We start from the raw sequence: 26,781 nt of genomic DNA, 5'->3' as shown, positions 1-26,781 counted from the left end.
GTGGTCAATAGCTAAGGAATGTGAAAAAAAGTTTAAAACTTGAACAGTCTCAAAATACTAAAAGCTTTGTTTAGATGGCATCAGTTATTGTGTCGGTGTTGTTTGACTTTGAGTCTATCGGTTACTGTTTTTATAACGTCATCAGGGGGAATGGTTCCAGTTTTACTAATGATACAGCCTTGGGAAGTGCCTTCTGCCATGACTCTATCACCCACGCAAAAAGTATGTACCATGAAGAATCGCTTATCGTCCCATCCTGTGATTTCCATTGTGACTCGGTATTTTTGGAATGGTTTTAGAGAGCGTTTGTATTTCATTGTGTGCTCGGCAATAACAGGAAACCAACCTTCTTTTTGCATGGTTCTCGCCAAGCCAGTACGAATAAACATATCAATTCTCGATAAATCACAGATGGTCAAATAGCGACCATTATTCATGTGTAAATTGATGTCTAAATCGTTAGGGAGTACTCGTAATGTCAGGGTGTTTTTAGGATACATAATGGGTAATCGTGGTTTGAATTTTGAGGCGATCAATAGCATGATTATGCGAAAAATTAAGCTCATCCTGAGTTCCTTTCTTGTATTTATTAGTAAACCGACTGGGTAAGTCGTTTTTGTATGCTAATGGCTTTTTTTAGGAAAACTAGAACAAAAAAAGCCAACAATACTAACAAATTTGCTTGTGAGTAAGAGGGGGGACATGATTTGCGTGGCGGAGGAGATATGCTAAGAAATAATAATGAGTTTTGGCCACCGATCAAGCCACTGCTTTGATGTTAATCGGTCCTCAAATACTGCTTTTGTGCGCCTAGGGTTGTGGCTCACCTTTAAGTCAAATAGCGTATCAAAACCGAAGGCTGATACGCATTCATAGTCGTGATTATCGAGTTTACGAATCGCTACCGCAGTTTCTTTTTCAGGCCAGTAGCTCATTGCATCGATCAAGTTTAAATAAGGGTCATCACCGTTTCTCAAGTGCATTTTTGCTTGATTACGAACTTGCCAATTCAGATCGGGCATTAGAGATGATAACTGTGATTCATACTTTAGATAGGCATTCTCGTTGCTTTCGTTAGCGTCATAGTAGATTACGTCCACATCGTTTAATGCAGTTGGTATCTGTTTATTGTGTAAAGAATCCCAGACCAGATTTCTAACAAATCCTGCCGCGATATAGCACTGAGGTAATCTTAGAGAATTGACGCATTCTAGTGCTGTTATGCGAACTTGATCTTTTTCAATCAGCTGAATGATTTTATTCATCTTTTGGCTCAGGCAAGACGGGTGGCGTGCTGTCCATATAAGTTAAAAAGTTTTGCCAGATCTCATGCGTTCTTTGTTTTGTGAGTTTGGTTTTACAGGAAATCGCCATCACACCGCGGATAGTGCCATCTCGCCACTGGGTGTAGACCGAATCACAATGGGACTCCATGTAGTTTTGCCAATCTTTCTGGGCGACTTTGATCGCTTTTATGAGCGTTGGATCATCATCGTGATGTTGGTAGCTTTTTTCTAGGTACGTTAGCATTTCGGTATTGGCCGCCTTCAGTTTGATGGCGGAGCATTGATTAATATCCAAGGTGGTAATGGCATTCTCGCAGTCTAACGTTGGCTCAGAGGCCGATACCGAAAGCGAGAAAATAGCGGCAAGCAAAAGGATGTACTTCATAAACATCGTCCTATATGGGTGCTGTGATCTTCCTTGGTGCCTATTAGTGAACTCTGGATTCGTTAATATACCAAGTACCGTTTTTATGGTGGATACCAATGGTGATAAGTGCTTCGCGTTTTTCGTAAATACCTTTCCAGACAAAGCGAAAGCAACCGTCATGATTATCGTCTCGATATCCTTTTAAAGAGCCAAAATACTCGTAACCTAAGTTCCTACCGTTGCTAGCTTGCATATGTTTGATATCTTGCTCAAAACGTTCTGGTGAAAAGCCGACTAAATCCTTCTCTTCGTAATGCTTAACAAATAACTCATAGTTTCCTGTGTCATCGGCTTCCAACATTTCTTTAAGGAATTTTTCCGCGATGGCCTGTTCATTTTTGAGTTCAGACATAGTTTTCTCCTTGTAAACTGGCTGATTAGTTTTCTTTTAACTCTCTAGTCGATGATAGCAAACCTGAGGTCATATTCTTCTGGCAGGATAGGATGTAACGTCATTGGCATCGCGGTATTTACCCTAGAGGATCGGTTTTTATCTCATTATTCACGGCATGAACTCGAGCCAATGCATTACGAACGATCAAAATGTGAAAGGGGAGAATGGTGTTAAGGTAAATTCTGCCGCCAATATTGTGTGGATGCACCCATGTCGATAAAAATACTCGACCATCTTTAGATATGACCGAGATTCTAAAGTCTAAATGTTTATCATTAAATCCAGCGATTAATTCTTGATCGGTTTCAGACTCAACTGGAAAAAAGCCAACTTTATCAGAAGCGTCGGGTACATCTTCCAATAGGCCGAATTTGGTCACAACGGCATTGCGAATTTTAACCAAGAAACGCGCCCAGTCTGGAAAGTCCGCAATAATATTCGCCGCTTGGCGAGGGGAAAGCTGTGATTCAACAGCATAGCAATCGACGAAGTCTGACTGCTGAATACGGTCAGTGAGCTGGCTAGAGTGAGGAAGTGTTGCTTCTATTACTTTGCCCATAGTGAATCATCCAGTTTTACTATTGCAGACAGTGTAGCCTGTTTATTGCGCAACGCTAAAGCACTATTTAATCAGAGGTTCCAGCGTCAAACATTCCCCTTCCATGGCCTTGGCATCTTCTGGGTCATGGGTCACCAGCAGCGCAGAAGATGCATTTTTATTTCAGTCAATAATTGACTTATTGGAGGTGTAATAATTTAAAGTGTTTTTCTTATGTGAAATTTATTTAAGTCAGTAAAAAAACATTCGTAATTTCAGTAAAATATGTTATTTTTTTATTAATTTATCAAATTTCTACAGGATGTATGTGTAATGTATAAAAAAGCCTTATTTCCAGCAATGGTTTTGATCTCAACAAGCTCAATTGCACAGTCGAATTTTCAGTTTGGTATTGGGTACTCTCTGTTTAAGACAGTAGATAGCTATTCAATTGGAGATTACGAAGATTCCATTAATACCCCGCTATTAGATGCAAGATATGTATTTAACGACAATGTTTTGATTGAAGGCTCATACCGCTTGATAAAAGATGACATGTGTACCCAGCCTTCGGGTACGTCATGTAGCTTTGGTGGTGAATATATTAATGTTAGTGGTGTCGATGTAAATATTTTAATTGGACGTCATTTTACAGATAAAAATGCCGTTTATTACTATTCTGGGATTGGTTATTTTTCTGATAGTTGGTCATTTACTGGTAATGGTATTAATGACACTATAAGTGGTATTCAAATTCCAATAGGTGTTGGATATCATTTCGAAAATCTCTCTATTGAAGCTCAATATATGTATCGCTCATCTACAAGTTATAGTAAATCTTCTTTTGACATTAACACTAGTACGAGTGATACATATTTTGGAAGTGATCTAACTGTAGATCTGTATTCTCTAAAGTTAATTTACTCACTATAGAAATAATTGGGATTTTGTAGGGAGTGCAACTCGCTACCCTATAAATCTATTTCTTGCTGCTAATCTATTGGCGGAATTTTAAACGAAAACTGAGTTATATTTATTAATTTCAAGGAGGTTAGCGTAGAATTGGGTCTTTGACTTTTGAGTTCAGACATAGTTTTCTCCTTGTAAACTGGCTGATTAGTTTTCTTCTAACTATCTAGTCGATGTTAATAATATCGAGACAGTGAATAGAAATCTTTCTCGACATGGGTTATTTCGTACCCCAATCTTTTATAAAAAGCTAAGGCTTTTTCATTGCGACTAAAGCTTGATAAGGTGATCGACTTTCGTTGTTCTGCTTGAGCGAGTTGATGAAGATAGTCCATCGTGTTTCTGCCTAGCCCTTGACCTTGAAAATTGGGCAAAATCACTAAAAAATGCACATGGTAAGAGTCATCATAAGGTTTAAAGCAAAATAAACCGACTCTTTGCTCTTCGTGGTAAATCCAATGAAACCAAGTCGGATCGTATTCCTCATTCAACCTTTGGTGCTGAAAATCATCGTCCCAGCCAAAGACAGCATCAACATGCTCAAAAATAGCGTCTTTAATGATAGCAAACCTGAGGTCATATTCTTCTGGCAGGATAGGATGTAACTTCATTGGCATCGCGGTATTTACCCCAGAGAATCGGTTTTTATCTCATGATTCATGGCATGAACTCTAGCCAATGCATTACGAACGATCAAAATATGAAATGGGAGAATAGTGTTAAGGTAAATTTTGCCGCCAATATTGTGTGGATGCACCCATGTCGATAAAAACACTCGACCATCTTTAGATATGACAGAGATTCTAAAGTCTAAATGTTTATCATTAAATCCAGCGATTAATTCTTGATCGGTTTCAGACTCAACTGGAAAAAAGCCAACTTTATCAGAAGCGTCGGGTACATCTTCCAATAGGCCGAATTTGGTCACAACGGCATTGCGAATTTTAACCAAGAAACTCGCCCAGTCTGGAAAGTCCGCAATAATATTCGCCGCTTCGCGAGGGGAAAGCTGTGATTCAACAGCATAGCAATCGACGAAGTCTGACTGCTGAATACGGTCAGTGAGGAGACTAGTGTGAGGAAGTGTTGCTTCTATTACTTTGCCCATAGTGAATCATCCAGTTTTACTATTGCAGACAGTGTAGCCTGTTTATTGCGCAACGCTAAAGCACTATTTAATCAGAGGTTCCAGCGTCAAACATTCCCCTTCCATGGCCTTGGCATCTTCTGGGTCATGGGTCACCAGCAGCGCAGGGATGTTGGCTTTTTGTATTTCACTGAGTACAAAAGTTCGAACGTCTCGTCTTAGTGCTGGATCAAGTTTGCTGAAGGGTTCGTCCAATAGTAAATAATCCGGTTTGGAAAGCAGGGTTCGCAGTAAGGCAACACGAGCCTGCTGACCGCCAGACAGTTCGTTTGGCAGGGCATTGGCTTTGTCTGGAATGCCGAGTTTTTCCAAGGCGTTTAGCGCCATGTGGGTACGTTCTTGCTTATGGATGTCAGCAGGAATAGCGAACATGAGGTTTTCAATGATGCTCATATGCGGGAACAGCAAGGGCATTTGCTGCAATAAGCCAACTTTTCGATCCTGAATGGATTTTGACAGCAAGTCTTCGCCATTTAAAAAAGCCTCGCCTTTGGTGTGCAAATTAGGCGATAAGGAACCGCTTAAAAAATGCAGTAGGCTGGATTTGCCAATGCCGCTTGGGCCCATGATAGACAAAACCTGACCATTGGCGATTTCGAAACTTAACTCGTCAATGAGCGTTTTATCACCCAAGGATAAGGAAAATGCGTTTACACGGAGCACGATGTCTTCCTTCTGCTAAACAAAGTTTTTAATACCAAGCGCCACCTAGTCCAGCGCGGTGGAATAAATTGTGCGAGCCAAAACACCATGATGGGAAAGAAGGCTTGCAACATGGCCATGCTGCCCACTTGCTTTCTATCGCCCGATGCAGCTTGGGCAACGGCTTCGGTTGTTAACGTGTTGTAACGGCCTTCACCCGCAATGAGCGTAGGCAAATATTGGGCGATACTGACAGAAAAACCAATGGCAAAGGCGGTGAAAATAGCGGGTTTCAGCATGGCGATTTTGACCACAAGATAGTTGCGCCAAGGACGATGGTTGAGCCGATTGGCTTGCTGCAAGTATTCCTCTTGATACGCTAAATAGGGGCCTTTTAGGGTCAGATACACATAAGGCAAAACATACATGAGATGCAGGGCAATAATGGCCCGTAGGTCGCCATTGAGATTCAGATAAATCAGCAACACATGCAGGCCAAACAAAAAACCAATTTGCGGCAATAGAATGGGCACGTAAATCAGCCAATCAAATAAATGGGGCGTGTCGCTCTGGACTGAATGTGTCATCTTATGTCGTTTGGTTTCCAACATCACAAGACTGATGACACAAGCCAGCAGCGTGGCTATCAGCGCAATAATGAGCGTGTTGCTTGTGAGTTCCATCAACAGCGGCGTGGCGCGTTCGATATTGTCCCATGTCCATTGACTGGGCAGCGCATCGGGAAAGCGCCAGCGTCGAGTAAGTGACCAAATCGGCAGTACAAGCAGAGCAACAAACGCATTAATTAAAGCCAGCAACCCGAGCATGACACCCATTCGAAGCGCGAAGTCAGTAAGACCCGCACGCTTGCCATTGCTGCGTTCAGCACGTGTTAATCGACTAAACAATAAGTGCGCCACTTCCCAGCCGCCTAGCACGACGACAATCACCAACATTAGGAAAATGGCCCCAGCGTTCGCCATTAATCGCATGGATAAATCGGGATCGTTGAACCAGCGCAATAAGGTGACCGCGAGAGTCGATGGCGTGTTCGGGCCAATCACCAAGGCCAAATCCACGACGGTCAAACTAAAGGCGATGACAATAAAAATCGGCAATCGGATGATAGGGTAGAGTTGAGGAATGAGCACCTTGCGCCACAAGGTGAAACGACTGTATCCCAATGCTTGGCCGACTTGCAGGCTTTCTCGTGCCTTGATGCTTTTCATCGTCGCCAGCATGACAAATAACAGATAAGGCATTTCTTTGATAACCAGCGCCAGAATCAGCGATACGCCCAGCGGATCTTGCACCGTAATCCAATTGGGCGGGCGATCAAAGCCAGTGAGCCAAGGACTAAAGAGCCGCATCAACCAACCTGAAGGGCTTAATAAGAACAACAAACCAATGGCAATGGCTGCATGAGGAATAGCAAGAATGGGCGCGAGCACAGCTTCAATTTTACGAAAAAATGGCCGTTGGTAACCCCAAGCCAATAATGACATTGCCAACCAAAGAGCCAGTAATGGCGCGCCAATGCCTGTTATCAATGTGAGTTTTAAACTGGCGTAGAATTCACCTTGGGCAAACAAATCGCGCCAAGGTGTGAGGGAGAAATGGTATTCATCCAGTGGTGGAAAGTAGGCAAACGCGGGAAGCAAGGTGCCGACCAAGCCAATGATAATGGGGACGATCAACAAAAGAGAAATGACTCCCGTGATCCATTTAGCGTGTTTTATCGGCATCTTACTTCTTATTTAGCAGTTTGTTTGCGTGTATTGATTTCACACTACGTCATGAGCACTTTGACGCTATTGTTAACAAAGTGTTGGCAAGCGTAGTCGTCGTGTCATTACTGAGCGTAACGCTTACGCCACTCCGCTTCTAACGCGCCCATCCAGCTGCTATGAGGTTCAGGCAAGGTTTTACCCAGTTCCTCAATGCTCAACGTGGCGATACCACGTGGCAAGGCGTCAAACTTGGCTTGCTCATCAGCAGGGAGCTTGGCGTAAGACAGCACACTCAAATCTCCCCACACCGTTGGGGTTTGCTTTTTGATTTGCGCTTCTGGCGACAACATAAAATTCGCCACCACTTTGGCACCGGCTTTGGCGCTACTGTTATAAGGAATCGCTAAAAAGTGTGTGTTGCCAATGGTGCCGCCAGTGAAGACATAAGAGCGCACGGTGTCTGGCAAGTTGCCTTTGTCGATTTGCACAGAAGCAGATGAGATATCAAAACTCAAAGCAATGTCGATTTCTTGGTCATCCAGTAAGCGAACCATTTCGGCCGAGCTAGATGGAAATGTTTGTCCATTGCGCCATGCCACTTTATGCAGCTGATCTAAGTAGTCCCACAGTGGCGCGGTAATTTTTTCAAAATCCACTGTGTCGACTGGTTGCGACAAGGCTTTGCGGTACGGTGTTAACTCGTATAAAGCTTGTTTCAAAAAGGTGGAGCCAAGGAACTGCGGTGGCTCAGGATAGGTGATTCGGCCAGGATGGGCTTTGGCATAAGTGAGCAGTTTGGCAATGGACTTGGGCGGATTGTCCAAGGTCGCGGTGTCGTACATAAAGATGACTTGCGCCATGCCCCAAGGGGATTCCATGCCATCGACAGGAGTACCGAAATCTTGGGTTAGACTTTGGCGGGCGTTTTCATCGACGAATGCTTGATAGTTAGGTAACGACTGGCTAAACGGCCCGAAGAGCAGATTGTTGTCTTTCATGGCGCGGAAGTTTTCACCGTTGATCCAGATCAGATCGATGGAACCCTCGCTGTTTTTGCCTGCGGTTTTTTCTGCCAATACGCGGTTTACCGCATCCGATGTATCAGTCAATTTCACTTGTTTAAGGGTGACATCGTATTTGTCTTGAATGCGATCAGCGGCCCACTGAATGTAATCGTTAATGTTGTCGGCTCCGCCCCACGCGTTGAAGTACACAGTCTGGCCTTTGGCTTGTTGCAGTGTTTTTTGCCATACACTGGCATTGTCTTGGTCAGATGCCGCGACAGTCGCCATGCTTGATAGGGCTAGTGAGGCCGCGATGGAAGCGGCAACAAACGATTTTTTCATTCCTTTCTCCTGATAGTCTTTATTTGTTTTTAACCTGTGTGAAAGCTTAGACGTAAACGCGGCTACGTTTCTTACACCTTTTTATTTAAGGAATTGTTTTTTATTAAGAATCGGTTTTAGCGTACCATGTTGCAAGTTCAAATTGGACGAATGTTTTACGGCTTTTTTCGAGGTGTTATGTCTTACCAAATTTACTCTCATGTCTTACCGAGCGCGACACCCGGTACGCAGCGTATTCTAAAAGCGCATCATTTTGGTGAAGCGGGTGCACGACCTAAAGTGTATTTTCAAGCGGGCTTGCACGCGGATGAGTGGCCGGGTTTTTTGGTGCTTAACACCTTGCTGAGAAAACTGAAGAAAGCCGACGAAGCCGGGCTGATTCAAGGTGAGATAGTCATTGTGCCTGTGGCGAATCCAATTGGCTTGGCGCAAAACTTTCACGGTTATATTCCTGGTCGCTTTGCGTTTTCTGACGGGGGCGGTAATTTTAATCGCAATTGGCCGCAGTTAGGCGCAAAAGTAGAAAAACGTATCAAGGGCGATGTGACGGGAGATATTGAAAGCAATATCGATCTGGTTCGCCAAGCCATACACGACGAACTGGCCTTGTTGCCTGAGACCACAGAACTGCAAGGAATGAAGAAAACCTTGTTGGCCTTGTCTATGGATGCGGATGAAATCATCGACCTGCATTGTTCTGGGGAAGCCAGCATGCACGCCTATGTCGCGCAAGAATTTGAAAGTCATTTTAAGCCTCTATTGGCTTTGTTAGGCGCTAAGGTTGGTTTGTCTGAACTGGAAACGGGCGCCGCGTCTTTTGATGAAACCAATGTGAGTGTTTGGCGTGATTTAAAAGCCCATTATGCCCATTTGATTCCTTGGGGAAGTCGCTCTTTAACGGTAGAATTGCGCGGCGAAAATGACATTTCCAACGCGTTTGCCGAGCAGGACGCGCAAGCCTTGTTTGATTACCTTGTTTTGCGAGAAGTGATTGCTGGAAAAGCGCCTGCCATTGATGACAGTAACGTTGAATATTACCCGCTGGATGCGATGGATTTAGTTAAGGCACCGTGCGCTGGTATTGCCTGCTATCACATTGAGATTGGTGAAGAAGTGGAAACAGGGCAGGTGATTGGCGAAGTGGTGAATCTAATGGACGACGATGTGGAAACGTCCAGTTACCCACTGATTGCACGTACCAATGGGGTGTTTTTCGCCCGTGTCCAGCGCCGTTTGGTGGTATGTGGCGAATCCATTGCTAAAATCGCCGGTAGAGAACATCTTGCGTTTCGTGAAATTGGCCATCTATTTGAAGACTAGCGCGTTGACGTTTTACAAGGCAAAACTATTTTGATTCAAGCACAACCCAATACTGAGGTGTCCACCTCGTTAACCGATGAACAAACGCGCGTTGTACATCATGATCTTGCCTCCCCAGCGAAAGTCATCGCGGTGGCTGGGGCAGGTAAAACCACGACGCTCATTTCTCGGATTGAACATTTACTGGTTCAGGGTGTGGATCCGTCTCAGATCGGCGTCTTTATGTTTAACAAAAGCGCCCAAGAAGAGTTTTCTGAGCGTTTGAGTAAACGACTGATGGCCGCTGGGCATTTGCGTTCTCCTAGTGTGATGACTTTCCATGCGTTTGGTATGAAGTTTTGTCGTCGCTTGGAGCAACAAGGCTGGCTACCCGCGGCGAAGCTTGTGACCGATGATTTCAGTTTGGTGAAAATGTTACGGGAAGCCTTGCAACGTCTGGTGCGTAATGGTGAGAAAATCGCCATGCTGGACGAGAAAGACTGGCTGGAAGATGTGTTGCTATTTATCGATCAGGTGAAAGCATCCGACCAAACTGCCCAAATCGTATTTGAAGCCTTGGGCTGGTCCAGCGAACGCAAGTTTTTCCCTGCGCTTTACGATGAATTAGAAAAACTGCGCAAGCGTAACAACATTCGCTTTTTTGCCGACTTGCTCAGTGATCCCTATGAATTAGTCCAAGCCTTGGAAGAATCGGAACGAGTTCGAATCCGTGGTTTGGTGCCAGACTTTCGTTACCTGCTGATTGACGAATTCCAAGATATTAACCCTTGCCAATATGAACTGCTCAAATTGCTGTATCCGTCTCCTTGCCAATGGATGATAGTGGGTGATGTTCAGCAGTGCATCTACGAATGGCGTGGCGCTAGTCCAGAGATTATGGCGAGTCAATTTGATAAAGATTTTAGCCATGTGGTGACTTACCCGTTAAGCACCAGTTTTCGTTTTGGTCATGCGGTGGGGTTAATGGCATCGAGCGTGATCAGTGAAAACGATCCTGATTCCTTGGTGATTGGCGCAGGAGAACGCACACGTGTGTCGTTTGCCCGTGCGCCAAAGACCGGCAAAGCCTTGTTGAGCGAGTTAAAATCTTGGGTGGAAGAAGGGCGCGCATTAAGTGATACCGCAGTGCTGGTGCGTTTGTACAGCGATATGGTACCTGTGCAATTGGCCTTGATGCACAAAGGCGTGCCGTACCAACTTCACGGTGACTCTCCATTATTGGAAAACCGCCAAATCCGTATGCTCATGGCGTACCTTGCGGTGATTGCTGGTGGCTTGGAAACGCCCAGTGTGTTTTTTCATCCCGATGACATTGAATACTTGTTAACGACACCGAGCCTTGGTGGTTCTCTAGCGCAGCGCAAAACCTTGATTCTGCAAGCCAAACAATCGCCGCAATTGTTACCGCAAATTATTGAAACGGTTGCCGATGCTAGCGACGGTTGGCGAGCGAAAAAGCTCTATGAGCGTGCTGACTGGTTGCGCAGTTTAGGCATGTATCGCACCGATCCAGCGCAAGGTTTGGCTCACACATTAGAAAAGCTGGGGATTTACCGTTATTTCGAAAGCACCAGCAGCAAAGACATTCAAACCCAAGAAAAAATCGCCACCTGCGATGCCTTCATGGCGTATGTGCGGGGCGTGGGCGGTGATGCCAAATCCATCTTGGAGCAGCTCGCCACATTGAATGAGAAACAAACGGACGATGTTCATGGTGTGCATTTGATGACGATACACAAGTCGAAAGGTTTGGAATTCGATCAAGTGTTATTGTCCGGTTTGCAAGAAGGCCGCTTTCCTTATTACGACGAAGATTTAAGTGCGATCGATAAACAAGCTGCGACAGATCTAGCGTCTGAGCGCCGTTTGTTTTATGTGGCGATTACCCGCGCGAAACAGAAGCTCGTTATATTGGAAACGCCGACAGCGGATGAAAGTAAGCGCATGAAACAGGGGGACATTCCTCGCGCCGCTTTGAAAAGTTTGTCTTTGTCCCGTTTTGTGTTTGAAGCCCAACCCTATGCAGTCAGTCAAATATGTGAATCTTGGTATGTGGAAAATGTTGGCACGCCAATTGATACAGAAAAAGGTTCGGTGTTTCAGCGTTATTTAAATGCGGTGGATCCTTCGCCGTCATTGACCTTCCGTCATCGTGTTGAAGGAAAAAGTCTGTTACAGCCCGGCGACAAAGTTCGCCATGATCAATTTGGTCAGGGGGTCGTTGTACGCCAAGAACAAGATGCGAAACAAATGATTTTTGTGGATTTTGGCGAAGTAGGACTTAAACGCTTTAATCCCAAGCATACACAGTTAATTAAATTGTCTACCAGAGCATAAGGAACAAGGAACACGCAATGTCTATTCCATTGATTGATTTATCTAAGCTGACTCATGAAAGTGAATCGGTTCGTCAGACAGAAATAAACGCCCTAGATAAGGCGTGCCGAGAAATTGGTTTCTTTTATTTAGTGAATACTGGACTTCCTAAAGCGCTAATGGACGCCTTGATGCGTGAAGCCAAACGCTTTTTTAACCAGCCTCAAGATGTAAAAAACGCGATCGATATTAGAAACAGTATCAATCACCGTGGTTACGGCAACATTGGCGAAGAACAGCTTGATGAAATCGGCCATGCGGATTGGAAAGAAACTTTTGATATGGCGTTGGATTTCCCGAAAGACCATCCTTTGGCGCTTAAATACCCAACGGCCTATGGTCCTAACCAGAATCCAAGTGATCCTGTGACATTAGAAGTGCTACAAGAATATTATGTGCAAGCTTTCCAAGTGGCGCAAAAGCTACTAACGGCCATGGCACAAGCCTTGTCTTTGGACGATGACTTTTTCACCCGTTGCTTTAAAGACCATGTGACGGTTATGCGCATGATTCATTATCCGCCACGTCCTGCCAATGACCATGATAACGGAGCCGGGGCGCACACGGATTACGGTTGTGTGACCTTGTTGTTGCAAGATCAAACGGGTGGGCTACAAGTGAAAAACCGCCAAGGTGAGTGGGTCGATGCGACACCAATCGATGAAGCGTTAGTGGTCAATATTGGTGATTTGATGCAGCGCTGGACCAACGATGAATACGTTTCGACAGCGCACCGTGTGAGAGCATCCATGCCAGATGTGCATCGTTATTCCTTCCCATTCTTTGTGGAACCAGATTATGAAACCAGCGTAGCTTGTGTACCAAGTTGTGCTACAGAAGAGAAACCCGCCAAGTATGAGGCGATTCTAAGCGGCGACTGGATTCAGTCACGTTTTGACGCGACTTACGCTTATCGAGAGAAAGAAAGCGCATAACGTGTTTGGTCATAAAAAAACCGTCACTTCATTTTGAAGTGACGGTTTTTTGTTTTTATAGCTCAAATAATCATAATTCAAACAAGTGTTTGCTCGGTACTTATTGCGCTAGGTAACCACCGTCTATTGGGTAATAAGACGCTGTCACAAAAGACGAGGCATCACTGGCTAACCAAGCAACAAGGTGGGCGACTTCTTCTGGTTTGCCCAGACGTTTTAGGGCGTGCTTTTCAGCCAGCATGTTTAGGGTGTCTGCATCCATGTGTTGATCAACCAATGGCGTATGGATAAAGCCAGGACCAACCACGTTGACACGAATGTTGTCTTCTGCGTGCTCCACCGCAGCGGCTTTAGACATACCGACAACCCCGTGTTTAGCGCTGACGTAAGCGGGGGCATTTGGGAAAGTCACTTGGCCAAGAATGGACGCCATATTGATAATGCTACCAGAGCCGTTTTTACGCATGGCCGCAATGGCTTCACGTTGACAATAGAACACGCCATTAAAGTTCACGTCTATGACTTTTCGCCAATCGTCATCTGAGTAATCGCCTGATTTGCACGCTGGGCCACCGATGCCAGCATTGTTGACCGTAATATCTAAGCTACCGAGTTGTTTGACGGTTTCGTCCATAGCGGCTTTCACGGATTCTGGATTGCTCACATCGACTTTTACCGTAATGCATTTCACATCGTATTGGCTAATATGCTGCTTGGCTTTTTCCAGCGCTTCATCATGCAAATCCCAAATCGCTACGTCAGCACCAGAGTAGGCCAATAATTCAACGCAGGCCAAACCTATGCCAGAGGCTCCACCGGTCACCATGGCTTTTTTATTGTTTAGTTGGTAATTGATCATGCTAGCTCCTTTTAATTGAATCAATACGATTGAATGCTTTACTCATTCAGGTTACCAGCCAAAAAGGTAAATCGCATGATGTAGATCAAAGGAAGTAGGAAGGCAAAGTGGCAATAATGTGGAAGATAAAAATGACCGCTAGGCAGTCATTTTTAATAGCTCAGGCAAAGGCTGAACTTGGTAAGTTTGGTCTTTTATTTTGGCGATGTGTCCAGCCGGCACTTGATTCCAACTCTGACTAGAGTGATCGAGAGGTTCTGAGCCAATCACAATATGGTCATCAAATTGTTTGTAGTACAGACTTGGAGCGAGTGCATCACTGGAAAAACGAATTGCCGTGATTTCTACTCCATCGGAAAACACGGCGGTGAATCGTAAGGGCTCTTCTATGTTCTTCTGTTTCATCATATGGAGGATTTGTGCCAGAGTCACTTCAATGGCTTTTTCTGGGTCGCTTTCTAATCCATTCGCCAACATCAATAAGAAAATAACTTCGGAGTCGGTTGCCCCATGACGATGACCATAAAGATGCTCTGGAACCATGCGATCCAGTTGCCAACGCAAAGACTCGTAACCACCAATTTGGCCGTTGTGCATGAATAACCAATTTTTATAACTGAAAGGATGGCAATTGGAGCGATTGGTTTCTGTGCCTGTGGAAGAGCGAACATGGGCGAAGAAAAGCCCACTTTTAATGTGTCGCGCTAAGCTTTTTAAGTTGCTGTCACTCCAAGCGGGTAATATTTCATGATAGAGACCGGGCTCTTCGCGCTCATCGTACCAACCTAAACCAAAACCATCGGCATTGACCGTCACTTCGGATTTTCTCGCGCTTAGACTTTGGTGAATTAAAGAGTGTTCTTGTTTAAAGAGTAATGACTCAAGGTAAACAGGGTCACCTTGATACGCCATCCAACGACACATGATTTTCTCCTAGGAATGAAGGGGAAGCGAATGGCTTCCCCTTAGATCTTAACTTAGAAGATCATACAGCGTTAGGTCTAGACATTGAAGTAGCTGATTTTTGTCGACAACTGAGTGGCTAATGAAGCCAGCTGCTCTGCGGAATGACTGATTGAGTGAATGGATTTTGTGGTGCGTGAGGCAATCTCGTTAATGTTTTCCACGTTGCGGCTGACTTCTGCGGTGACCGAGGCTTGCTCTTCAGCGGTGGCAGATATTTTGTCGTTCATATCACGAATGGTATACACCGATTCTGTGATGTTACGCAGCGAGGCTTCTTCATGCTTCACTTGTTCGACGGCTTCGGTAGAACGCTTGTGACTTGAAGACATGGCTTTAACTGCTGAGCTAGTGCCAGTTTGCAACAAGGCGATCATTTTTTCGATTTCTTGTGTGGCATTTTGTGTGTTTTGAGCAAGATGTCTTACTTCGTCAGCCACGACGGCGAATCCTCGACCTTGCTCCCCAGCACGTGCGGCTTCAATCGCAGAACCTTTATTTTTGTACGTTTTTCTGCTTTATATTGGTGCGCTGTCAATCACGACTTTGTCACCATCGACTTTGAAGAAGAAACAATCCCGACGATTGGTGTGGCAAGCCGGCCCTTTTTGGTCGACTTGCAATAAAATAGCGTCGCCGTCGCAGTCAAAAGACATAGACACCAAGCTTTGGCGATGTCCTGAACTTTCGCCTTTACGCCAGTAGGTTTGGCGAGAACGAGACCAATAACACACTTGACCTGTTTCTAACGTTTCACGAATGGACTTTTCGTTCATGTACGCCAGCATCAAGACTTCGCCGGTATCATGTTGCTGCGCAATGGCCGCGACTAAACCATGTTCGTCTGTTTTCAGATTTGCTAAAACCGTATCAAGAGAGAGGGTTTCGCCTTTGGCGAGGTTTTCATATTCTTTTAAGCCCATGATGCTGCCTTTATTGAGAGAAACAGTGTTAAAGAGAAACTTTCTTTTCGGAAATCGCGCCTTTGCCGATTCCTTCAAATCCGTGCGCTTCAATATGCACGCCAGGATGTTCATGCGCCAATGTGTCAGCAACATGCTCTGAAAGGGATTCTACGGTCGTGTCGCAGTTCAGCATGTAAACTTGTTTGCTGTCTATTTTAAGTTCGAACAAACCTTGCTGGCTGGTGTAACTAAAACAGTGGTAATCCACGCCGTTTTCTGTGACTTGGCGAATTAAGTCTTCTTGCGTGCCAAGATAGATGTCTTCCCAACGATTCGCCCAGTCTTGCTCCATCTCTGCATTACGAACGCCATCGGCGTAAATCTCAATCGTAGAGCGGTGACCGTGGGCAATACGCTGACAATTCCCTGAGTGTTTTTTCAAACCATGGCTGTATTGATACTGAGCGCCAGATATTGGTTCAGGTGAAAAACGTACGCTGACTTCGGCTAATTCTGCGGGTAATAGATTAAGAATCTTTGACTCTACCCATTTTGCTGCCGCTTCGGGAGTGATCTCCGCCATGGGCAATACGCAAATGGCTTGCGCTGGTGCATCGCATTGAAAGACGCGCTTGTCGTCTGCCGCGACTTTACTGTGATCGAACTGAAAGGATACGCGATCGTTTGCTAATGGCGTGAGCGTAGCACCGTCATGCTCGGCAGGGATCGCCAGCATGTGATCGATATTCTCATCCAACCATTTCTTGATTTGTTTTTTCACGATACTGAAATCACAAATCATGCTTTCATCGTTTAGCTTGCCTGTCAGCACAATGTCTGTCTGCCAGCTTTCACCCAACAAACCGCGTGTGGCATCAAAGTAGGAAAAATCTACGTGGGTTAGGTTTTTTACAAATAGCTTCAACTCGCTACTCCTATGATTCTGAATGGCGCGTATCTTACCGTAAATAGCCCCAGCGTTATAGCTTGGCACGAAAAGCAAAAGCGTAAAGAGGAAGTAGAAAAGGGCGGTGGTAAACGACAATTTATAAGTATTTGAAAATACATAAGAAAGGCGGTTGATATTTCAATTTGGCTGCGTATAATTGCGCCCCAAGGTCAACAGGCCTCCTTTATGGTGTCTCTGCTGGTCCCCTCGCAACGATAAACCGTTAATCTGGTCAGGTCCGGAAGGAAGCAGCCACAGCGGTGGACTTGTGTGCCGAGGTGCGGCTGGTGGAGATGCCACCTTAATCTCCCCCTATTGATTGAACCATAAGTTGACAAATTTGCAGTTTACTGTGACAAATTTGCACTTTAGCATCGTCAAATCCATGCAGATACAAAGCGACCCCGTTGTCCTACCATCTAAAAAAAATCGTCGAAATGGTACAAGCTATCCGCACTTTCCTAACAAAGAAAGCAACAGCAAATAGCACGACTCCAAACACCAGACTGGATAAACGACAACATCACCCGCGTCAAAGACTTCGCCCAACGCAACTTTGTAGACTTCTAATTGGTAGACAACTAAAGTCTGCTTAAGTGGGCTTTAGTTGTAGTTTTTATTATAGTAAAAAGATAAGTTTATATTTTTATAGTAAGGAAACTATATGCGATACATTATTCTATTCACACTATTTATAATGATTTCTGGGTGTGTGCATAATGCTCAACCTAATAAGATTGACACTAGTAAGATTGAAGCTCAAATTGCTAAAGATTATGAAAGGTTGAATAAAAATCGTAAGTCTACAAAACCGCATCCATATAGCCTTATAAGGAATAAACCGTGCTTTACTGTTCAGGAGTGCGCGAACTATCTGTATAAATCTATAAGCTATAATTGGCACTCTCCATCCCCGGAATATGCTTATAAAGGAATGCAAGCATCTGTTAAAATAGAAATAAAGCATACAGGGGAGCTTGTAAATGTTGAATTTACTAAGTCTAGCGGTAATGAACTTTATGATAAAAGCGCTTTAAATGCCATTAAAAGAGCCGCTCCATTTTTAGGAATTCAAGCATTAGACAGTGAAGTATTTGAGAAAGAATTCAGTTTTTTTTATATGGATTTTAACCTTGGCGCTTCGAGTTTGGAGCCAGACAAAAAACAACCCAGAACCTCTTAATATAACCACCCCCCAAAGCCCATAAATTTGGGGTCAGATGAAAAATAGCACCTAGTTTTCATCTACTCCAAAACAGCTCCATGAGCAAAACCAACCACAGACAATCTAGCGCTAGCGGAAACGGACAGCTATTCCCTCAAAGAAGGCAACTGCTCAACAACATCGTCAAATCCATGCAGATACAAAGCGACCCCGTCGTCCTTCCATCTAAAGAAGTCGTCGAAATGGTACAAGCCATCCGCACTTTCCTAACAAAAAAAGCAACAGCAAATAGCACGACTAGCTTTTTAATTCAGGTAAACAGACTGGATAAACGACAACATCACCCGCGTCAAAGACTACGCCCAACGCAACTTCGTAGACTTCTAATTGGTAGACAACTAAAGCCCAATGTGGGCTTTAGTTGTTGTTTGGGCTGGTAGGAAACGAGAAAGTCTTTTAGTATCAATGAACCTTTAAACGCGCATGCGCACTATTAAGATATTAACTGACGAAATATGAAAGAACTTACCTCTGAAGAATTAAGAAGTGAGCTACTGAATCTAGATAGTAGTAATGGCTGGGGTGTTGACTGTAGGTTAGGTGTTTGTGTTCGTCGCAAAAAGCTAGTGGCTGAAATTGAAGGTTTAGTTGAGGAGTTCGGATCATTTCCAATAAACCAAACTCTCGAATCAGAATACGACACCATTATCGCAAGAAATAGTGATGGGAGTTATACATACGGAATACGTTACGAAGTCAGTATGCTAAATTATCAGAAATTTGAGGAGTCTGGAGAGTCTCTAAACAGTTATGCTAATCAGCTTGCAACATTCTTTTTTAGTAATCACATAAACAAAGTTAAGGTTCTCGGCTAGTGGCACAGTTAACAAAGTGAATTTGGGATCAGATGAAAAATAGCACTTAGTTTTTATCTACTCCAAACAGCTCCACGAGCAAAACCAACCACAGACAACCTAGCACTAGCGGAAAAAGACAGCTATTCCCTCCAATGAAGGCAATTGCTCAACAACATCGTCAAATCCATGCAGATACAAAGCGACCCCGTTGTCCTTCCATCTAAAGAAGTCGTCGAAATGGTACAAGCCATCCGCATGTACCAACAGCAAATAGCACGACTCCAAACACCCGACTGGGTAAACGACAACATCACCCGCGTCAAAGACTACGCCCAACGCAACTTCGTAGACTTCTAATTGGTAGACAACTAAAGCCTGCAAAAGTGGGCTTTAGTTGTTGTTTTGGCTGGTAGGAAACGAGAAAGTCTTTTAGTATCAATGAATAAGAATCCTCAGAGAAAAAATAACACGCATGCTCGTTTTCCAGTTTTCACTTTTGTGAATAGCTTTATAAAACTTTTACTATTCAATTGCTTATAAGGTTTTTTAGATAGTTTTGAAATTGTCTAAACGCGCATGCGTATTATTAAAATAATGAAATGGACACCCCCTTCTATACTGAGTAGGTCAGTTTAAAAGGAGGATGTTATGGATACGATTTATACAGTTGGTATTGATTTAGCCAAGTCAGTTTTTCAAATATGCGCTTTTAATCGAGCTGGGAAAAAACTTATTAATAAGGTATTACGTCGAAACCAAGTTCTTAAATTTTTAAGCAACATAGGGCCTTTTTTGATTGGAATGGAGGCGTGCGGTAGCTCTCATTATTGGGCGAGAGAGATAAAGAAATTAGGCCATACTGTGAAGTTGATGCCACCACAATATGTAAAGCCCTATGTTAAAACGAATAAGAATGATGCAGCAGATGCCGAAGCCATTTGTGAAGCGGTTAGCCGACCAAATATGAGGTTTGTGTCTGTCAAAAGTGAAGAGCAACAAGCTTTACTTTTGCTCCACCGGGAGCGTGATGGAGTGGTTAAAGAAAGAACCGCTTTGATTAATCGAATCAGAGCAAGTTTACAAGAGTTTGGGGCGATTATTCCTGCAGGAAGGTTTCGCTTACAAATATGGTTTAGAGAAGACTTTTTTGTAGTCGAAGAAAGCTTACCTAGGATTTTGTGTCATCATGTTAAATCTATGCAGTCTCGCTTGATGGACATAGAAAACTATATTGAAAGTCTAGACAATCAGATTAATAGTGCGAGCAAAGAAAGCAGTCAATGCCAAGCAATTAGAGAGATCCCTGGCATTGGGCGCTTAACATCTTCAGTCTTAGTCGCTAGTGTTGGCGATGCAAAAGAGTTTGAATCTGGTCGTCAGCTATCCGCGTGGTTGGGTCTGGTACCGAGCCAGCATTCAAGTGGAGGAAAGTCACTTTTGTTGGGGATTAGTAAACGATGTGATTCGTATTTAAGGCGATTGTTTAGTCATGGAGCTAGAGCAGTAATAAGGCATTCAAAACCGGGAAAGCCTTATTATGAATGGATTACGAGTTTGCTATTAAGAATGCATAAAAACAAAGTCATTGTTGCATTAGCAAATAAATTGGTAAGAGTTGTTTGGGCGATACTGGCACGAGATCAAAAATATCAGGCTCAAACGATCTAAATTTTAAAGAGTGATACACCAAGTTTTGCTTAGTAAAAAAGAGTGATGACAATATAGGTAAGACCGTGACTAGGAAATTCTGGGACTAACATCGTTTCTTTGAAAACGCCAAAATGATTAGAACCAAGTCAGCGGAGTTCATCAGGGATAAAAGCCAAAAGAGCTTTAACAAAAATCCGAATAGATGGCTGCAAAACGACTCTTGTTAGATCTTGATTTTGCTTGCAAAAAACGGGGTGTCCATAGATGTTATGCGATAAAGCGAGATTGATACTCAGCTGTAGTAATTCAGACTTAATCTGACAGTTACCCATGCAGTGTGATGCCTGTCAGGCCTTTCCTGCCTTAATAGGGCCTATGGAATATCATAATGATTCAGTTGGCCCAGGTTGTCTCTATCTTGCCAATTACAATGCACTATCGTTAATGTCGGCAGGTTACTGTCCAAAATCACTGAGGCTCCTGGGATGGGCTCGCCGTGAGCATTAACGACGCTAATGTTTGTGTTTAATACAATCGCCGTAGCTCTAATGGCAATAGGACCAGCCCAGCCTCCGTTTCTTATTGATTGAACTTCAGTCATCAATGCTTGTTGTGAAGTAAAAAAAGCAATGAATTCTTCTTGGTGGTCAGTAATGAATTGTGCTATCGAATTTCTTAATGTCTCCTGGCCATCAACCCTGATTTCAAAATGACCTGAGTTATCTGCTTTTGCCTGATGTTGAACACTGCGGTAAAAACAATGTCCATCCCCAGCTATTTGATGTCTGGTATCACCATTGCCTTGGCCACTGATCAACTTCTGTATTGTATTCACTTGTCTATCGTAGTGTTCGACTAAAAGACTCGAGGCCAATATGATGCTTGATTGAAACGCTATATCGTTAATATCTTGAAAACTCATGCTGCTGTCGGTATACATCCGTGACAATTGTCCCTTTTTTAATGGTGATATTTCAGGTACACCGTTTTCTTTTAGCCATTGAATGATATCGGCCATGTCGAGATGTTCTTGTTCATTAATATATTTTTGCAGGCCTTCTCTTACACTGCCCCATCTCATGCCTGACTTATCGGCACGTTCAAACATGAAAGCGTTCATGGTGTTATTTAATAACGAAGTATGTTGGGGGTTTATTTTGTTTATCGAGGTACTGTTGTTATTCAAGCCCAAGTACTTTGTTAAGTCAGTCGGTACACCCATGAATAGTTGTGAAGTCACTATATTCTGAGACTTCATTTGCACCCAAGTTTGTTCATTCACTTTGGACTCATAGCGTTTCATAATGGCTTGCGTGAAAGTATGTACCAGTTTATGACTCTCACCTTGTTTATCGCCAAACAGTACGTTCGGATCTAGACAAAATTCCCCTAACACAAACAAGTTGGGTTCTGGTAGATATCCGCCGCAGCTTCTTACTGCTATATCTCTTGCGAGCATATCTGTTCTGATTTGTTGCAACAAAAGTTGTTGGCGTGTGTCTTTAGAGACTTCTTGCAAGTTGGCTTGGCTGGGAGTGTAACCAAAACTAACTATGGGAGGATATTGGTACAATGTTGCCAAGACGACATCATCGTATATATATTCGGGTTGATATTGTTCCATGGATTGTCTGATAAAATCATACAGATAGTTAAATACATTTAGGCTGACTAATTCTCCGCTACGTAAATCTGTAACTGTCCGCAAAGAATCATCAGAGTCTTGGAAGCTGATATAAGGGATTAACCCAAGTTTCAAGTCGTTATTTATCGCCGTTTGGGTAATATTGTGTTTCATCAATGCGTTGCGAACCTTGCCATAGGGAAAGGACTCGCCTGTAAATTCGATAAGGCAGGATTGGATTACGACATTATTTTCCTCATTTTCCACGAGAAGAGTTTTCAGTTTGTCATTCAACTCTTGATAGATGCCTTGGACACCTAGAGTTCCTTGCCTGTAATTGAAGCCTAAACAAATAGTTAGGCGAATATCTTGGTTCAAATACGCTGTCAGTGCATTGATGAGCGCTGTAACTGATTGCCACGTAATGTTAACAGGCAAAATGATATTAACTATGATGCTAGGGTTTAGCATGCTATTTCTCCTAAGTTGACTTGCTGTTATTTTATTGGATAAGTTCTTGATAAAATCGTTGAAAACAACTGTAGAGTTGGTGGAACATATTGAAGGAGCACAAAAAATACACTTAAATCATATTTTGACGAATTTTCTGAATAAATCGCATAACAATCGCATTAAGAAGGACTCAAAAAGCTTGGCTTGGATCCTTCGTCGAAAAGTGTAACTAAGCTTTTAAATTTAGGCTCAGACAAGCAACACCCCTTAACCTCTCAAACCAAACCCTAAGCCCATCCCTCGATGGGCTTTTTCGTTTCTGTCCCTCCATTTTTATCTAAGGAGTAATCATGCGTCAGATGATGTCGCTCGGTGGTTTTGTGTTTTAGCTGAGCGAAGGCACGCCATACGAGGGTTTGCAGCGCACGAGCGACGGCGGTTGGGTCGCGGTGGCGCGATACGGTCAAAAGCCGATGAGCGAGAATTCAAACCAACCCTGTATGGGGTGAGCAAGCCATCGAACGTGTCAAAAACGCCATAGGTAGACACTTTGGGGAAGGTTTGTGCTGGGAGGAATACAAGGAGCGAAAGCCTCTAACCAGATTGGTTAGGGGCTTTCTTTTGTCAAATAGAGGAAGGTTTGTTTACTACTGGCTAATGAACTTCATCGAGATGGAGTTGACACAATGTCGAATGTTTTTGTCGGTGAGTCTTTCTCCTTCAAATACATGGCCGAGGTGGCCGCCACAGTTGGCGCAGACAATTTCGGTACGTCGACCATCGGCATCGGGAACGCGTTTAACGGCATTGGGAATTTCATCATCGAAGCTTGGCCAGCCGCAGTGTGAGATAAATTTATGCTCTGAAGTGTACAGCGGTGCTTCACATTGTCGACAGACATATAAGCCACCTTCCATTTTGTCGGTGTATTCTCCGCTGAACGGACGTTCTGTACCTTTATTCAGAATGACATTGGCTTCTTCTGGGGTCAGCTTGTTGTATGGTTTGCTCATAATACTTGTCCTCCTGTCACTATGATGACGGTTGTGATGCTCAATTATGACATGTCTTATTTGTGCAGACTAAGACAATACATTGCACGTAGAGTTCGATTGATGAGTCTTGGTTTGTTGTGCGTCTGTTTTGTGGGGGAAATACAATGCGCATTTTAGAGTGAATTTTTGCTTGGTTATTTATTGGGTTTGAAACTATACTGTATATTCATACAGTATTTTGGTGTTTTGCTATGCGAGTGACTTATCTTGGGGCTTCTAATTCTGCTGCTTTTATTCCTTCTAATAGTGTTCAAATTCCGCTTTATGTTGAGTCTGTGTCGGCTGGGTTTCCTTCGCCAGCACAGGATTTTGTTGAGCGAACGTTGGATCTTAATGAGCTTTGTATCCCGCATCCTATGTCGACTTTTTTTGTGCGAGCGCAAGGAGAATCGATGGTCGATGTAGGGATTTATTCGGGTGATGTGTTGGTGGTTGATCGGTCTTTAACGGCAAGACATGGTGACATTATTATTGCCAGTATTCATGGGGAAATGACGGTGAAAATGTTGGAGTTGAAGCCTGAGGTTTTATTGCGTCCAAAGAATAAGGCGTATGCCGCTATTCCAATTACTGAGGAGTCGGAGTTTGAGGTTTTTGGTGTTGTAACTAGTGTGGTTCGTCGTTTGGATCGTGCTGGATGAAAACGGTGTTTGCTTTAGTGGATTGCAATAACTTTTATGCCAGCTGTGAAAGGGTGTTTCGGCCAGATTTAAAGCATAAACCGATTGTCGTTTTGTCGAATAATGATGGTTGTATCATTGCTCGATCCAAAGAGGTAAAAGCGCTAGGGGTTAAAATGGGAGGCCCATTTTTTACCTTGCGAGATGAAATTGCACGACATGGTATCGTGTGTTTTTCATCGAATTATGCTCTATACGCAGATATGTCTAATCGAGTGATGACTTTGTTAGAAGAAGAGGCGCCTCAGGTGGAGGTATATTCTATTGATGAAGCGTTTTTAGACTTAACGGGTGTGGAATGTGTTGTTGATTTGTTGTCTTTTGGCCAGCGGCTGAAGCGTAAAATTGATCAGTGTACTGGGATTCCTGTTTGTGTGGGTATTGCTCCAACTAAGACGCTGGCTAAGCTGGCGAATCGTGCGGCGAAAAAGTATTCAAAAACAGGTGGTGTTGTCGATTTAACTGATCCTGCCCGACAGCGTAAGTTATTAGAGTTAGTTGATGTTGGTGATGTTTGGGGTGTTGGGCGTCGGATTTGTGAAAAATTAAAAGCAAGAGGGATTTATACGGCGCTGGATTTGGCTGATACGGACGCAAAGTCCATACGCAGAGAGTTCTCTGTCGTACTGGAGAGAACAGTTAGAGAATTGAATGGTGTTGCTTGTTTGGATATTGAAAGTGTCCGGCCTGTGAAGCAGCAGATTATTTGCAGTCGTTCCTTTGGTCATCGTATCACTACTCAGCAAGAGCTACGGGAAGCTGTTGCGAAATACACCGCTCGTGCCGCTGAAAAATTGCGTGCTGAAAAGCGCCTTTGTCGCGTCATAAGTGTGTTTATACGCACTAGTTCACATGTTCCAAAAGAAGGGCGTTATTCGAATTCTTTGTCAGTAGAGTTACCATGCCCAACGGATGATACTCGAGATTTACTTGATGTGGCGCAGGTGATTTTTGGTCGGCTTTGGCGCTCTGGTTTTCGCTATATGAAAGCGGGCGTTATATTGGCGGATTTTTATGAGCAAGGCGAATATCAGGAAGATTTGTTTCAGGCTGATTTATCTCCTACGAATATTTTTGAGTTGGAAAAACGAAAAGCAAGCGCCAGCAATTTGATGAATGTGGTGGATCAGATAAATAGTAGTGGCTTAGGGAATGTGTTCTTTGCTTCTCAAGGTGTTTCGCCGCAATGGTCGATGAAGCGAGAACATTTATCGCCTGCTTATACAACGAGGTGGAGTGATTTGCCGAAGGTTTGGTAAGTATATAATGAATTTTCCACATGTTTATCATGAAGGTCTTGAGTTTCATTCCTTTTATGGCTTGGTTAGGATGACGACTTATTTCAACGTCAAAGTAAGTTATTAAGAGGTGTTTGCCATGGAATTTATTCCTTTCCGTTCTGATGTTGTGGGCAGTTATCTTCGCCCTGAGTGTCTTCATCAAGCTCGTCGTGACTTTAAAGAAAATAGACTATCAAGAGCGGAGTTAACCGCGGTTGAGGATCGTGCTATTACCGAATTGGTTGCGCAACAAAAAGACGCTGGCTTGAAAGTGATTACAGATGGCGAATTTCGTCGCAGCTTGTGGCATATCGATTTTTTAGAGAATCTAAATGGTATCGAGGGTTATGTGCCAGAATCGGGTTATAACCAGCGATTTAAGGGTAAAGCGGCACCATCTTATAATATTCGTGTATCGGGAAAGGTGTCTTTTAATCCACTGCATCCTTTTTTAACGCATTTTGATTTTCTAAAAAAAGCCGCTGAGACTGGTGATGGCTGTGTTGCTAAGGCGACAATTCCAAGTCCAACTATGATTCTTCGTCAAGAAATTCTTGCTAATGACGGCTCGTCAAGATTGGGTGATATTTACGAAGACGTGAACGAGTTTTATAAGGATTTAGCGCAAACCTATCGTGATGCAATTCAGGCTTATTATGCTCATGGTTGTCGCTACTTGCAGTTTGATGATACGAATTGGGCATTCCTTGTTGATGCTTCTAAGCGAGAATCATTGATAACCAGAGGGATTGACCCCGATGAAGTTAGTAGAATCTGTACGGATATTATTAATCAGTCTTTGGAAGGGAAGCCAAAAGATTTGATTATTACAACGCATATTTGCCGTGGTAATCACGCATCATCTTGGTTGTTCTCTGGTGGTTATGAATTAGTGGCCGAGGCTTTGTTTGCCACTCACTATGATGGTTTTTTCCTTGAATACGATAATGATCGAGCAGGGGATTTTGCTCCCTTACGCTATTGGCAGAATAATGGTAGCCGTGTGGTGTTGGGTTTGGTGACGTCTAAGTTTCCTGAGTTGGAAGAGCCAGAAGCCATTAAAGAGCGAATTAAAGAGGCCACAAGCTATGTGCCTTTAGAAAGCTTATGTGTTAGCCCACAATGTGGTTTTGCTTCTACGGCGGAGGGGAATAAGCTAACGATTGACGATCAGTGGAATAAGATTGGTTTGCTAAATGGAATTGCAAAAGAAGTGTGGAATGACTTTTAG

The 26,781-nt window shown here is 43.6% G+C and carries 28 protein-coding genes and 1 other RNA gene; 11 read left to right on the top strand and 18 right to left on the bottom strand.

The window, feature by feature from the left end; translation table 11 throughout:
• Nucleotides 1-80: 80 nt before the first annotated feature.
• The 5 genes from C0J08_RS12225 to C0J08_RS12205 all read right to left on the bottom strand — a co-directional run bounded on the left by C0J08_RS12225 (nt 81) and on the right by C0J08_RS12205 (nt 2,666).
• Nucleotides 81-566, bottom strand: coding sequence for an acyl-CoA thioesterase (locus C0J08_RS12225; RefSeq protein WP_212652246.1), 486 nt, complete (start codon nt 564-566; stop codon nt 81-83).
• Nucleotides 567-728: 162 nt separating this feature from the next.
• Entirely contained in the window at nt 729-1,265 is a 537-nt protein-coding gene (locus C0J08_RS12220) for a nucleotidyltransferase family protein (RefSeq protein WP_212652245.1), read from the bottom strand.
• Nucleotides 1,258-1,671 (bottom strand): lysozyme inhibitor LprI family protein, encoded by a 414-nt coding sequence (locus C0J08_RS12215; protein ID WP_212652244.1) that lies wholly within the window; start codon nt 1,669-1,671, stop codon nt 1,258-1,260. Before C0J08_RS12215 ends, C0J08_RS12220 begins: the two co-directional genes overlap by 8 nt.
• Nucleotides 1,672-1,714: 43 nt before the next feature.
• A complete protein-coding gene (locus tag C0J08_RS12210) occupies nt 1,715-2,065 on the bottom strand; it encodes a hypothetical protein (protein WP_212652243.1) in 351 nt (116 codons plus the stop codon).
• Nucleotides 2,066-2,183: 118 nt separating this feature from the next.
• Entirely contained in the window at nt 2,184-2,666 is a 483-nt protein-coding gene (locus tag C0J08_RS12205; protein WP_212652242.1) for a DUF2867 domain-containing protein, read from the bottom strand.
• Nucleotides 2,667-2,978: 312 nt separating this feature from the next.
• Between C0J08_RS12205 and C0J08_RS12200 the strand changes: the two genes are divergently transcribed.
• Nucleotides 2,979-3,578 (top strand): hypothetical protein, encoded by a 600-nt coding sequence (locus C0J08_RS12200; RefSeq protein ID WP_212652241.1) that lies wholly within the window; start codon nt 2,979-2,981, stop codon nt 3,576-3,578.
• Nucleotides 3,579-3,790: 212 nt separating this feature from the next.
• Here C0J08_RS12200 and C0J08_RS12195 read toward each other — a convergent pair whose 3' ends face one another.
• The 5 genes from C0J08_RS12195 to C0J08_RS12175 all read right to left on the bottom strand — a co-directional run bounded on the left by C0J08_RS12195 (nt 3,791) and on the right by C0J08_RS12175 (nt 8,479).
• Nucleotides 3,791-4,231, bottom strand: coding sequence for a GNAT family N-acetyltransferase (locus tag C0J08_RS12195; protein WP_212652240.1), 441 nt, complete (start codon nt 4,229-4,231; stop codon nt 3,791-3,793).
• Nucleotides 4,232-4,239: 8 nt separating this feature from the next.
• Nucleotides 4,240-4,722, bottom strand: coding sequence for a DUF2867 domain-containing protein (locus tag C0J08_RS12190; RefSeq protein WP_212652239.1), 483 nt, complete (start codon nt 4,720-4,722; stop codon nt 4,240-4,242).
• Between the two features lie 63 nt (nt 4,723-4,785).
• Nucleotides 4,786-5,424, bottom strand: coding sequence for an ATP-binding cassette domain-containing protein (locus C0J08_RS12185; RefSeq protein WP_212652238.1), 639 nt, complete (start codon nt 5,422-5,424; stop codon nt 4,786-4,788).
• Nucleotides 5,412-7,148 carry an ABC transporter permease gene (locus C0J08_RS12180; protein ID WP_212652237.1) on the bottom strand — a complete coding sequence of 579 codons (1,737 nt, stop codon included), beginning with the start codon at nt 7,146-7,148 and terminating at the stop codon, nt 5,412-5,414. The genes C0J08_RS12185 and C0J08_RS12180 overlap by 13 nt, the downstream gene beginning before the upstream one ends.
• A 107-nt stretch (nt 7,149-7,255) precedes the next feature.
• Entirely contained in the window at nt 7,256-8,479 is a 1,224-nt protein-coding gene (locus C0J08_RS12175; protein WP_212652236.1) for an ABC transporter substrate-binding protein, read from the bottom strand.
• 177 nt (nt 8,480-8,656) lie between these two features.
• Between C0J08_RS12175 and C0J08_RS12170 the strand changes: the two genes are divergently transcribed.
• From C0J08_RS12170 to C0J08_RS12160, 3 genes are read left to right on the top strand one after another with little or no spacing between them, the layout of a single operon-like run.
• Nucleotides 8,657-9,799, top strand: a complete 1,143-nt coding sequence (locus C0J08_RS12170) for a succinylglutamate desuccinylase/aspartoacylase family protein (protein ID WP_212652235.1) — start codon at nt 8,657-8,659, stop codon at nt 9,797-9,799.
• Nucleotides 9,800-9,829: 30 nt separating this feature from the next.
• Complete coding sequence (locus C0J08_RS12165; RefSeq protein WP_249344266.1) at nt 9,830-12,136, top strand: ATP-dependent helicase; 2,307 nt, start codon at nt 9,830-9,832, stop codon at nt 12,134-12,136.
• Between the two features lie 17 nt (nt 12,137-12,153).
• Nucleotides 12,154-13,110 carry an isopenicillin N synthase family dioxygenase gene (locus C0J08_RS12160; RefSeq protein ID WP_212652234.1) on the top strand — a complete coding sequence of 319 codons (957 nt, stop codon included), beginning with the start codon at nt 12,154-12,156 and terminating at the stop codon, nt 13,108-13,110.
• A gap of 100 nt (nt 13,111-13,210) precedes the next feature.
• Here the strand turns inward: C0J08_RS12160 and C0J08_RS12155 are convergent, their stop codons facing one another.
• From C0J08_RS12155 to C0J08_RS12135, 5 genes are all read right to left on the bottom strand, one after another.
• Nucleotides 13,211-13,969: an SDR family NAD(P)-dependent oxidoreductase gene (locus C0J08_RS12155; protein WP_212652233.1), complete on the bottom strand. Its 759-nt coding sequence runs from the start codon at nt 13,967-13,969 to the stop codon at nt 13,211-13,213.
• A gap of 138 nt (nt 13,970-14,107) precedes the next feature.
• Nucleotides 14,108-14,893 (bottom strand): class II glutamine amidotransferase, encoded by a 786-nt coding sequence (locus C0J08_RS12150; protein WP_212652232.1) that lies wholly within the window; start codon nt 14,891-14,893, stop codon nt 14,108-14,110.
• Nucleotides 14,894-14,970: 77 nt separating this feature from the next.
• A complete protein-coding gene (locus tag C0J08_RS12145) occupies nt 14,971-15,417 on the bottom strand; it encodes a methyl-accepting chemotaxis protein (RefSeq protein ID WP_502711630.1) in 447 nt (148 codons plus the stop codon).
• Between the two features lie 33 nt (nt 15,418-15,450).
• Nucleotides 15,451-15,855, bottom strand: a complete 405-nt coding sequence (gene hisI / locus C0J08_RS12140; RefSeq protein ID WP_212652231.1) for a phosphoribosyl-AMP cyclohydrolase — start codon at nt 15,853-15,855, stop codon at nt 15,451-15,453.
• A gap of 28 nt (nt 15,856-15,883) precedes the next feature.
• Nucleotides 15,884-16,762, bottom strand: coding sequence for a 6-carboxytetrahydropterin synthase (locus C0J08_RS12135; RefSeq protein WP_212652230.1), 879 nt, complete (start codon nt 16,760-16,762; stop codon nt 15,884-15,886).
• Between the two features lie 220 nt (nt 16,763-16,982).
• Here C0J08_RS12135 and ffs point away from each other — a divergent pair.
• The 3 genes from ffs (at nt 16,983) to C0J08_RS12120 (ending at nt 18,826) form a co-directional block, all read left to right on the top strand.
• Nucleotides 16,983-17,079, top strand: an RNA gene (ffs, locus tag C0J08_RS12130) — signal recognition particle sRNA small type.
• Between the two features lie 371 nt (nt 17,080-17,450).
• Complete coding sequence (locus C0J08_RS12125; RefSeq protein ID WP_212652229.1) at nt 17,451-17,969, top strand: energy transducer TonB; 519 nt, start codon at nt 17,451-17,453, stop codon at nt 17,967-17,969.
• Nucleotides 17,970-18,466: 497 nt separating this feature from the next.
• Entirely contained in the window at nt 18,467-18,826 is a 360-nt protein-coding gene (locus C0J08_RS12120) for a hypothetical protein (RefSeq protein WP_212652228.1), read from the top strand.
• A gap of 105 nt (nt 18,827-18,931) precedes the next feature.
• On the opposite strand, the gene C0J08_RS12115 is transcribed toward C0J08_RS12120, so the two are convergent.
• Complete coding sequence (locus C0J08_RS12115) at nt 18,932-19,189, bottom strand: hypothetical protein (protein ID WP_212652227.1); 258 nt, start codon at nt 19,187-19,189, stop codon at nt 18,932-18,934.
• A gap of 267 nt (nt 19,190-19,456) precedes the next feature.
• Here C0J08_RS12115 and C0J08_RS12110 point away from each other — a divergent pair, with 267 nt between their 5' ends.
• Nucleotides 19,457-20,476, top strand: a complete 1,020-nt coding sequence (locus C0J08_RS12110) for an IS110 family RNA-guided transposase (RefSeq protein WP_212652226.1) — start codon at nt 19,457-19,459, stop codon at nt 20,474-20,476.
• A gap of 355 nt (nt 20,477-20,831) precedes the next feature.
• On the opposite strand, the gene C0J08_RS12105 is transcribed toward C0J08_RS12110, so the two are convergent.
• A complete protein-coding gene (locus C0J08_RS12105) occupies nt 20,832-22,553 on the bottom strand; it encodes an OTU domain-containing protein (protein ID WP_212652225.1) in 1,722 nt (573 codons plus the stop codon).
• A 629-nt stretch (nt 22,554-23,182) separates the two neighbouring features.
• Nucleotides 23,183-23,548, bottom strand: a complete 366-nt coding sequence (locus C0J08_RS12100) for a methionine-R-sulfoxide reductase (protein ID WP_212652224.1) — start codon at nt 23,546-23,548, stop codon at nt 23,183-23,185.
• A 233-nt stretch (nt 23,549-23,781) separates the two neighbouring features.
• On the opposite strand from C0J08_RS12100, the gene umuD reads away from it, so the two are divergent.
• From umuD to C0J08_RS12085, 3 genes are all read left to right on the top strand, one after another.
• On the top strand, nt 23,782-24,231 hold the full coding sequence (gene umuD, locus C0J08_RS12095) for a translesion error-prone DNA polymerase V autoproteolytic subunit (protein ID WP_212652223.1): 450 nt from the start codon (nt 23,782-23,784) through the stop codon (nt 24,229-24,231).
• On the top strand, nt 24,228-25,529 hold the full coding sequence (umuC, locus tag C0J08_RS12090; RefSeq protein WP_283247043.1) for a translesion error-prone DNA polymerase V subunit UmuC: 1,302 nt from the start codon (nt 24,228-24,230) through the stop codon (nt 25,527-25,529). The genes umuD and umuC overlap by 4 nt, the downstream gene beginning before the upstream one ends.
• Nucleotides 25,530-25,647: 118 nt before the next feature.
• Nucleotides 25,648-26,781 carry a 5-methyltetrahydropteroyltriglutamate--homocysteine S-methyltransferase gene (locus tag C0J08_RS12085; protein ID WP_212652222.1) on the top strand — a complete coding sequence of 378 codons (1,134 nt, stop codon included), beginning with the start codon at nt 25,648-25,650 and terminating at the stop codon, nt 26,779-26,781.

Source organism: Marinomonas sp. CT5, assembly GCF_018336975.1.
GTDB lineage: Bacteria > Pseudomonadota > Gammaproteobacteria > Pseudomonadales > Marinomonadaceae > Marinomonas.
The sequence above is the reverse complement of the archived record's forward strand: the minus strand, read 5'-3'. Positions and strand labels throughout refer to the sequence as shown.